This window comes from Gordonia sp. (in: high G+C Gram-positive bacteria) (assembly GCF_049299075.1).
In the GTDB taxonomy this organism is placed as follows: Bacteria; Actinomycetota; Actinomycetes; order Mycobacteriales; family Mycobacteriaceae; genus Gordonia.
Genome location: NZ_JBAQWU010000384.1, coordinates 1 through 9,398 on the forward strand (window position 1 = coordinate 1; position 9,398 = coordinate 9,398).

Annotated in this window: 10 protein-coding genes and 1 tRNA gene; 6 read left to right on the forward strand and 5 right to left on the reverse strand. The window is 65.3% G+C overall.

The features are described from left to right. Positions 1-197 (forward strand): hypothetical protein (locus WAW85_RS12075; RefSeq protein WP_422559855.1); only part of this gene is annotated, 197 nt, incomplete at its 5' end. A 345-nt stretch (positions 198-542) separates the two neighbouring features. Here WAW85_RS12075 and WAW85_RS12080 read toward each other — a convergent pair. Further along, positions 543-662, reverse strand: a complete 120-nt coding sequence (locus WAW85_RS12080) for a type I restriction-modification system subunit M N-terminal domain-containing protein (RefSeq protein ID WP_422559856.1) — start codon at positions 660-662, stop codon at positions 543-545. 159 nt (positions 663-821) lie between these two features. On the opposite strand from WAW85_RS12080, the gene WAW85_RS12085 reads away from it, so the two are divergent. Further along, positions 822-1,076: an alpha/beta fold hydrolase gene (locus WAW85_RS12085; RefSeq protein ID WP_422559857.1), complete on the forward strand. Its 255-nt coding sequence runs from the start codon at positions 822-824 to the stop codon at positions 1,074-1,076. A gap of 26 nt (positions 1,077-1,102) precedes the next feature. On the opposite strand, the gene WAW85_RS12090 is transcribed toward WAW85_RS12085, so the two are convergent. From WAW85_RS12090 to WAW85_RS12100, 3 genes are all read right to left on the reverse strand, one after another. Continuing rightward, complete coding sequence (locus WAW85_RS12090; protein ID WP_422559858.1) at positions 1,103-1,792, reverse strand: TetR/AcrR family transcriptional regulator; 690 nt, start codon at positions 1,790-1,792, stop codon at positions 1,103-1,105. 5 nt (positions 1,793-1,797) lie between these two features. After that, entirely contained in the window at positions 1,798-3,414 is a 1,617-nt protein-coding gene (locus WAW85_RS12095; protein WP_422559859.1) for a GMC oxidoreductase, read from the reverse strand. An 84-nt stretch (positions 3,415-3,498) separates the two neighbouring features. Further along, a complete protein-coding gene (locus WAW85_RS12100; RefSeq protein ID WP_422559860.1) occupies positions 3,499-3,762 on the reverse strand; it encodes a hypothetical protein in 264 nt (87 codons plus the stop codon). Positions 3,763-3,768: 6 nt separating this feature from the next. Here WAW85_RS12100 and WAW85_RS12105 point away from each other — a divergent pair, with 6 nt between their 5' ends. The 3 genes from WAW85_RS12105 to WAW85_RS12115 are packed head-to-tail and all read left to right on the forward strand — an operon-like array spanning position 3,769 to position 6,908. After that, positions 3,769-4,533, forward strand: a complete 765-nt coding sequence (locus WAW85_RS12105) for an enoyl-CoA hydratase/isomerase family protein (protein ID WP_422559861.1) — start codon at positions 3,769-3,771, stop codon at positions 4,531-4,533. Further along, positions 4,530-5,429 carry an alpha/beta hydrolase gene (locus WAW85_RS12110; RefSeq protein ID WP_422559862.1) on the forward strand — a complete coding sequence of 300 codons (900 nt, stop codon included), beginning with the start codon at positions 4,530-4,532 and terminating at the stop codon, positions 5,427-5,429. The genes WAW85_RS12105 and WAW85_RS12110 overlap by 4 nt, the downstream gene beginning before the upstream one ends. A gap of 3 nt (positions 5,430-5,432) precedes the next feature. After that, complete coding sequence (locus WAW85_RS12115) at positions 5,433-6,908, forward strand: class I adenylate-forming enzyme family protein (RefSeq protein ID WP_422559863.1); 1,476 nt, start codon at positions 5,433-5,435, stop codon at positions 6,906-6,908. A 621-nt stretch (positions 6,909-7,529) separates the two neighbouring features. On the opposite strand, the gene WAW85_RS12120 is transcribed toward WAW85_RS12115, so the two are convergent. Beyond that, positions 7,530-7,615 (reverse strand) — tRNA-Leu (locus WAW85_RS12120). A gap of 259 nt (positions 7,616-7,874) precedes the next feature. Here WAW85_RS12120 and WAW85_RS12125 point away from each other — a divergent pair. Then, on the forward strand, positions 7,875-9,272 hold the full coding sequence (locus WAW85_RS12125) for an FhaA domain-containing protein (RefSeq protein ID WP_422559864.1): 1,398 nt from the start codon (positions 7,875-7,877) through the stop codon (positions 9,270-9,272). Positions 9,273-9,398: the final 126 nt, after the last annotated feature.

Here is a 9,398-nt window from a genome sequence, read left to right on the forward strand (position 1 = left end):
GGCGGCCGGTCGGGCGGAGCGGGCCGTGGCTGGTCAACCCGATCTTCCACCCGGACAAACTCGCCACCGGCCACCACGCCGCCGGCCTGACCACCCGGATGGGCGAAGTCTCCGACACCGACCCGCCCCGCGAATCGGCATCGCCACAGTGGGAGTCCGGAGTCGAGGCGATCTTCGAACAACACCTGGCAGCCTGACCACCCGCCCCTCTGGGGACGGCACGTGGTCGGGCCATCAGGCCTGCCCCGGCGCTACTGGAGGTCGTCAGCACAGCGGACAAATGAACTACTCACCCCACCACCGCAACTGGGCCGCATCCTCCGCAGGGGGTGCTGCCGGATGCCAGCTCGCCTATCCCTGCGATGGGACTGACGGCGGCGGGGGCGAGCCGCGCGGACGCTATCCGCACAGTGCTGGGACTGTGACGCTCGACCCCCGTCGCGGCCCCCAACGAGCAGGATGGAGGAACCATCGGCGTAAGTCCTGTTACTCGCTTGATAGATGATCGGCCTGTTCGGGTCGGTCTTGGCCCTATCGGACACCTACTTCACGAACAGCAGCGTCAGGGTGTAGTCCTTGTACTGGCTGGCATCCATGCCGCCACGCAACTGGTCACAACTCGCCCACACCGACGAGCAGAGGTCTGACTTCTTCTGTGCCACCGGTCTTCAACCATGCGCTCAACCCAGGCACCGGGATGGTGTCTCGACCATCCCAGGGCGCATCGTCTCGTCGACGGACGGGCTGCCGACAGCCACTCTCAGCATCCACCGAGTCCATGAGATCCCGGTCTTCCATCGGGGCGATTTGGGGACTTCGGGGTGGCGCGCAACGCGCAGTTGCGTGCCATCACCGGCGGTGGACTTCATGCGCCCGACGACCTTTCGGCGATCAAGGTCCCGGTCTTCGTCGCCAACGGCGACAAGGACTTGATGGTCTCCAGCGACCACTCGGGGGATCTGGGTGCCCGGTTGCCGGACTCGAGGTTGCGCATCTATCCCAACTCCGGTCACGGTGGCGTGTTCCAGCACCACCGCGAATTCGTCCCGGAGGTACTGGAGTTCCTGAGCGAATAGTGTTCCGGGGGGAACGACTCTCCGAGTCAGGCTCGGGTTGGCGCGGCCCGAGCCAGCGCTGCCTCGTGTGACCGTCGGGCAGCGCCTGGCTCGGCGCCGAGCCCCACGCAAAAGGTGACTCCCATCGGCAGGAGCACCTGCCGCACCGGATTGTCGAATTCGGCGAAATGGTTGGCCAGCTCCAGGGTGTTGTAGCCGTGGACGAAGCTCCAGAGGGCTCCCGCGACCACGGTGGGGTCCTCTATGGTGACCGATCCAGCATTGCCCAGACGGATGCATGCATCGGTGACGTATCTGTACGCAGACTGAAATGCTTGCGAGTGACCGGCCTTTCGCAAGTCCTTCTCCGACGCGGGCCTGTACGTCGCGCGACTGGACAGGCCGAACATCGCGTCGTACAGGTGAGGATTGGCGCGGGCATAATGCAGCGTTTCGAGGGCCATCGCGAACAGATCGGCGATCGGGTCGTCGGTGACCGGCAACTGCGCGAATGTGTCCTCGATCTGGTTGAAGCCGCGGTCGACGACCGCGTTGAGCAACTCGGGGACACCGCCGAAGTAGCTATAGACGACCATCGTCGACATGCCGGCGGCTGCCGCGACGCTGCGCGCCTTGATCGCGGACGGTCCGTCGGAGGCCAGCAGTGAAATCGTGGCGCCGATGAGCCGGTCCGGGATGTCGTTGACGGAGTGATTCCCCGCCGGTCCGTTGGGCATGTCGGCTATCGTCCCAGACTGGCTGGCGGGACGTGCGACATGGCGTGTTCGGCGAGTGCGGTAATCGTCAGGGCCGGATTCACGCCCGGGTTCGCGGGCAGGGCGGCGCCGTCGCACACGATCATGTTCTTGTAGCCGAACACCTTGAGCTGCGCGTCGATAACCCCCGCATGTGGGCCGGCGCCGATCGCCGCTCCGCCCAGTACATGTGCGGTCATCGGCATGTTGCCGAACGCCTCGAAGACGCTGCTCTGCGCGATGCCGCCGGTGCGGTCGGCCAGCCAGGTGGCGACCCGATGGCCGGCGTCCATGTACGTCGGTGCGGGGCGCTGCGGGTCGGCCGCGGTGGTGATCCGGTACCCGGAGCGCAGGATTCGCTTGCGTGCCTTGAATTCAATCGCATTGTCGTACGGCTGCATTATGAGCATCATCAGCGTCCGGCGGCTCCACCCGGAACCCATGGTGGCCAGCGCGCGTCGCGGATGTCGCGTGACACTGCCGAGCCACTTCACGATGCGGGTAGGTACCCGCCCGCGCCCGACTAGGACCGTGAACATCACTCGCATGAAATCGGCGCGAACCCCATAGGTCAGTAACTCGATCTGGGTGTCGTGGTCGAGGATGACGCGGCTGCTCGCGGTGACGTCCTGCCAGCTGTCGCCATCCTCGGGCAGAAGGACGGACAGGACGCCCTCACTGTTGGTGCGTACGAGAGTGCCCAGGCGATCACTAATCTGCGGCAACGAGCCGCGGTATTTGCAATCGGCGAGAAGCTCATTGGTCCCGACAGCGCCGCCGGCGAACACCACACCGCCCGCCGTGATGACGTCACTGCGCTGGCGCCGCAGCATCGACCCCGGTCGCCTGGTTTCGATCCGGTACCCATCGCTGCCGTCGGCGGCTCCGATCGGGACGACGTCGACGACTCGGCGTTCTGCCGAGATAGTCGCGCCTCGCTTGCGGGCGAACCAGAGGTAATTCTTCGTCAGGCGATTTGCGGCGCCGGTGCGGCAGCCGACCATGCAGCTGCCGCAACGGGTGCAGCCGGTCCGCGCAGGGCCCTCGCCGCCAAAGTACGGGTCGGGCACCGTCTTCCCAGGCTCACCGAAGAAGACAGCGACCGGTGCGGTAGAGAAACCCGGACCGCCGCCGAAGTGGTCGGCGATCTCTCGCGTCAGTCTCATCGTCGTCGACTCCCACGGCGTCGTCGCAACCCCCAACATCCGCTCGGCCGTGGCGTAGTGACCGTCGAGACGGGTTTCCCAGGAATCGATCTCGCGCCACTGCGGGTCGGTGAAGAACGCGCGCTGCGCGCGAAACAAGACCCCGCCGTAGACCAGGCTGCCGCCGCCCACCCCGGTCTGCGTGGAGCTGAAAACGTGCCGGAACAACACGCTGCGCATGATCCCATGCAGGCCGAACGTCGGCGCCCACAAGAACCGGCGCCGATCAGACGCCGACTCGGGGAGATCCTCGTCCGCGTACTCGCGTCCGCGTTCTATCACGATGACCCGGTAGCCCTTCTCGGCCAGCCGGAGCGCGGCGACGCTACCGCCGAATCCGGAACCTACGACGGCCCAATCGAATTCCATCGATTGCGGCTGGCTCGCCGATGCGCTCACCGCCCACCTCCTTCTCGGTTGCCGCGCAGTCGTTGATCTTGTGGGACGCTGTCGCCCGAGCTCTGCGTGGAATGCCTTGCCAGTTTAGAATAACTTCGTTATTCTCGTGAGGCAAATAGCGCGCGAGCGCCCGTCGTAAGGACAGTCATGGCAGCAGAAGTGCGGGGAAACCTCGAGATCGAGGACCGAGGGTCGATGCTGATAGCACGCGTCGACGGTGGCCCGCTCGGGCTGTTCGGGAACGACATCGCCGAGCAACTCGACACGTTGGTCGATCGCGCAGACGGCGATGACCACGTCCAGTCCGTCGTCTTCACCGGCACCCATCCGGGCCGGTTCGTCTCTCATGCCGAGGTGCGCTGGCTGCAAGAGGGAGGGGCGACGGTCCCATCCGTCGGAACTAGAGGCGCCTCGGCGCTGGCCCACACAGCGCGCGGAGCCAATCGCGCCGGTGGCCTGAAAGGCGCGCTCGGGAAGACGCCCCTATGGCCCGCAGTTCAGCTGGAGCGCGTGCATCAGACTTTTCTGAAGATGAACCGGAGCGGTGTTGTCTTCGTCGCTGCACTGAACGGTTCCGCGCTAGGTCTCGGCGCAGAATTCAGCTGGGCCAACGATATTCGCGTGATGTCCAACGGCGACTACTTCATCGGCCAGCCGGAAGTGCTGCTGGGCATCATTCCCGGCGGAGGCGGCACGCAACGGCTACCCCGGCTGGTCGGCAATCACAAGGCGCTGGTGGCCATCCTCTCCGGCAAACCATTCACCCCGGCCGAAGCGTTGGAGTTCGGTGCGGTGGACGATGTCGTCGCGCCGGATCAGGTGCTGGCCCGCGCGATTGAACTCGCCGAATACCTCGGGTCACGTCCGAAGCCATCACGCGCCGCCATCAAACGCGCGGTCTATTTCGGTGGTTCAAGTCCCCTCGAGGATGGTCTGCACATCGAACGGTCCGAATTCCTGGCCACCGCATTGTCGTCCATCGGTCAGGAGCTGATGCTCGACTACATGGCCAACACCGATGCCGCCGGCGAACTGCCGCTGTATCAGCCCGGCGTGTACGAGCAAGTATTGCAGACCGGTAACACGCGCGGCGCCGGCGCGACGGAGGTCGCACGATGACCGATCCCACCGTCACCCGACACGACATCACCTTCGATTCAGGCGGTGACACCTGTGCCGCATGGCTTTTCCTGCCCGAAGGTGTGGAGCGGCCGCCCGTGGTCATCCTCGGCCACGGTCTGGGCGCCACCCGCGAGATGGGGCTCGACACATTCGCCGAACGCTTCGCGCGCGCTGGAATCGCAGCCCTGGCATTCACCTACCGGCACTTCGGCGATTCGACGGGCACTCCGCGACAGCTGCTTTCGATCAAGCGCCAACTCGTCGACTGGGATGCTGCAATCGCTTACATGAAGACCCGCCCCGACGTCGATGGCTCCCGAATCGCGGTCTGGGGAAGCTCGTTCGGCGGCGGCCATTCGATCATCACGGCCTCGCGTCACCCCGAACTGCGTGCAGCAATCGCGCAGTGCCCCTTCACCGATGGCCTAGCGTCGGCCCGCGCGCTGGGCCCACGGGAAACTGTCAGGCTACTCCCGGCGGTCGCCGCAGATCTGGTCGCCGCTGTCCGCGGGAAGGATCCAGCCCTGCTCACCCTGGCAGGCAAACCGGGAGAAAAGGCGCTCATGACTGCTCCCGATGCGCTGCCTGGCTATCTCGCGCTCGTGCCTGATGGCGTGCAGTTCGTCAACAAGGTTGCAGCTCGGGTCGCGCCCACGATCACCTGGCACCGACCCGGCAAGTCCGCCAAGAACGTCGCGATGCCGATCCTTTTCTGCATCTGCGACCATGACACTGTCACCCCGCCTAAGGAGACGCTCGCGTACGCGGCGAAGGCGCCACTGGGTGAAGTGAAACGTTATGACGCAGGGCATTTCGACATATACCTCGGCGCTCCTTTCGAAGCTGTCGTGGCCGATCAGACGGAGTTCCTGATCCGTCATCTGGAGGCCTGAGCGATGGCATTCTCGAACCTCATCGATCGCCGTGCCGCAGCCGATCCCGGTGGAGCGGCTGTCGCGGACGGCACGCAGACGCTGACTAATCATGCGCTTTTCGGCCGGATTCGTGCCTGCGCGGTTCAGCTCGCAGCGAACGGAGTGGAGGCCGGCGACGTGGTGGCGGTGCGGCTGACGAACCGCGTCGAGTTCGTGGTGCTGCTGTTCGCGACTTGGCGACTGGGCGCAGCCGTGACACCGGTGAATCCTGCCCTGACCGAGCCGGAGGTCGTGCGCCAACTCAAGGACTCCGGCGCCGTGCTCATCGTGATCGAAGACGGTTCGGTGGCGCCCACCGACGTGACGAGCCTTTCAGTGGCCCAGCTGCGGGTCGACGTACCGGCACCGCCCAAGGAATCCATACCCGTCGTCGATCCGTCCGCGTTGGCGTTGCTGATCTACACCTCGGGAACCACCGGAGTACCCAAGGGCGTCATGCTCGATCACTCAAATCTCGACGCGATGGCGACGATGGGCCGGGACGGTCTCGGTGTCGGCTCGGACGATCACTGTCTGCTGGTCCTGCCGCTATTCCACGTGAACGGGATTGTGGTCAGTGTGCTGCTGCCTCTGCTGGTTGGGGCCAGTGTCGTCATCGCGGACAGATTCAACCCCCGCACCTTCTTCGACATCGTCGCCGAGCACCGCCCGACCTTCTTCTCCGCGGTGCCCACGATCTACAGCATGCTCGCCGCCCTGCCCGACAATGTGATTCCCGATACCTCATCGGTGCGGTTCGCAATCTGCGGTGCCGCCCCCGCCTCGCCGGAACTACTCACGCGCTTCGAGGCGCGGTTCGGGTTTCCTCTCGTGGAGGCGTACGGACTGTCCGAGGGCACCTGCGGTTCGGCCACCAACCCAGTTGAGGGTCCTCGCAAGGTCGGCACGGTCGGCAAGGCGTTCCCAGGGCAGGAGATACGGATCCTCGGCCCCGACGGCGCCGTGTTGCCGATCGGTGAACGCGGCGAAGTGGTGATCCGCGGAGCCAACGTGATGCGCGGATATCTGGGCCGGCCGGAGGCCACGGCTGCCGCCATCATCGATGGATGGCTGCACACCGGCGACATTGGTCACCTAGACGCCGACGGCTACCTCACGCTCGCCGGGCGGTCGAAAGAGATGATCATTCGTGGCGGCGAGAACATCTACCCGAAGGAGATCGAGGACATCCTGGCAGCGGATCCCACCATCCAGGAGGCGGCAGTCATCGGTGTGCCCGATGAGAAGTGGGGCGAGGTTGTCGTCGCCTTTGTCCAGCCTCGTCCCGGACGCACGATTGCACTCGAGGCGGTTAAGGCCCGCTGCAAGGAGCAGCTCAGCGGGTTCAAACGACCCACGATGATCCATGTGTTGGATGCGCTACCGAAAAACGCGGTAGGCAAGCTCGACAAGCAGTCACTCCTGGCCCGTGCCATGGCTGACATGGTCGGCGACTGACAACGAGCTCCGCGGCTGACAGCTACGCCCGTTGTCCCCTGTGCGTCGCACTCGGCGATGGCGTGGAGCACGGCGTCGCGGGTGAGCGTGAGCCCCATCCCGCCCTCCCGTTCTCCGCCACCCCCTCGGCCGGTGACTCGGTGCCGAGGCCAGGCGGCGGGTCACGCCGAGGCTGGCTCGGCTTCCCGGTGACGGGACAGGCCGCGGTACACCGTCGCCGCGCTCACCCCGAAGATCGAGGACAGTTCGCTGATTGGTTCACCCTAGGACCACGTCCTCGCCGTGCGGAATCCCCACATCATCCCCACACGAGGAGCGCCATTCCTCAAATAAGGCCCGGTACCTACCCTGCCGACTTCTGAGGAGTATCGCCCTGAGCGGCGAGAACACAAATGCACACTTCTGGAAAGCGAGTGCATCATGATGGGCGCGAAGATTCGATACGCGTCCTCGGGTTAATGGCCCGCGTCCTCGTCAACCCTCCAGAGGGAGCTCGCGCTCACAAATCCCCAAACAGCGTCAGCGGGCAGTGACCTTCCGGGAGATACAGCGAAACCCCAGTTCAAAGCCTGAAATCTCAGACCCAAACTGGGGTTCCGTAGAACGGTAAACCGCTCATGATGGTGGGCGAAGGGGGACTTGAACCCCCACGTCCCGAAGGACACTGGCACCTGAAGCCAGCGCGTCTGCCATTCCGCCACTCGCCCGTGGCTGTCGATTTCTCGACGGTTGTCCGCGTGGACTTGATCGAGATTACACGCCCACGCTCCCGAGAGAAAATCGCCACGCTGCTGCCGCCCTGAACTGCATCGACACCGTCTGACGCCATGCGCGCGTCCGGTGACGGGAGTGGCCACGGGTGCAGTTGGGGATATCCGACGGGCGCTGATGGTCGCTCGCCCGGTAGCATTGAACCTCAGCGTACGCACGCCGACACGCCACCGAACTGTGAAGAAGGGAGAACCCGTGGGTCTACTCGACCGATTTGAGCGCAAGCTGGAGTCCGCCGTCGACGGCGGGTTCGCCCGAGTCTTCGGCGGCAAGGTGGCGCCGCAAGAGATCGAGAACAGTCTGCAACGTGCCGCGGAAGCCTCGGCCGAGGACCTCGGCGACGGCAGTTCGCTGGTGGCCAATAGCTACGTCATCGTGCTCAGCGACTCCGACCTGGAACATGTGTCGGAAGAATACGAATTGAATCGGAAGATCTTTTCCCGCCACCTCGAAGACTTCATCCGTGACAATGGATGGCAGACCTACGGCAACGTCGTCGTAGAGTTTGACGTGGTACCTACGCTGCACACCGGCCAGTTCCGCACCAGATGTGTCGTCGACCCCGACGTCAAACCGCGACCGAATCCGACCCGTGACACCGAAAGCCCGAACCGAGGAGCTCCCGACATGACCAACCCACCCGGACACGACGGCCAGTACCCGGGCTACGGCCAGGGCGGCTACGAGCAGGGCCAGCAAGCCTACGACCAGCAAGGCCATCCGCAGCAAGGCTATTCCCAGCAGGGATACGACCAGCAGGGGTACGCACAGCCCGGCTACGACCAGCAGGGCTACGCACAGCCGGCCCAGGGCTATGACCAGCAGGGCTATGACCAAGGCCAGCAGGGGTACGGACAGCCCGCTCCGGGCTACGAACAGCAGGGGTACGCGCAGCCGGGTTACGAACAGCAGGGCTACGCACAACCGGCCCAGGGCTACGACCAGCAAGGGTACGCGCAGCCGGGTTACGAACAGCAGGGCTACGAACAGCAGGGCTACGCACAACCGGCCCAGGGCTACGACCAGGGCGGCTACGACCAGCAAGGTTACGCACAGCCCGCCCAGGGCTACGAACAGCAGGGCTACGCGCAGCCGGACCAAGGTGGCTACGACCAGGGTTATGCCCAGCCCGCCCAAGGCTACGACCAAGGCCAGCAGGGCTACGCCCAGCCCGCCGCGCAGGGTTACGACCAGGGCGGCTACGACCAGGCCGCCGTCGACCAGTACGGCCAGCCCGCCTTCGACCAGACCGTCTACGCTCCGCAGGGCGGCTACGACCAGCAGCCGCCGGCCGCTGGCCAGGCTCCGGCGGCCATCACTCTGATCCTGGAGGATGGCAGCAACCGCACCTACGCGCTGCGTCCCGGCTCCAATGTGATCGGCCGCGGCCAGGACGCCCAGTTCCGGCTGCCCGACACCGGGGTGTCGCGTCGGCACCTGGAGATCCGCTGGGACGGGCACACGGCCCTGCTGGCGGACCTCAACTCCACCAACGGCACCACCGTCAACAACGCTCCGGTGCAGGAGTGGCAGTTGGCCGACGGTGACGTGATCCGGCTCGGCCACTCGGAGATCGTCGTCCGCGTCCACTGACACAACGCGTCCACTGACACAACACGTCCACTGACACAACACGGCACGAGCGCAACGAACCGGGGCCTTCCGGGCGCCGGTGCGAACCGAAGTATCGTGACCGGGCCGCCGCCGGATATGACGCAC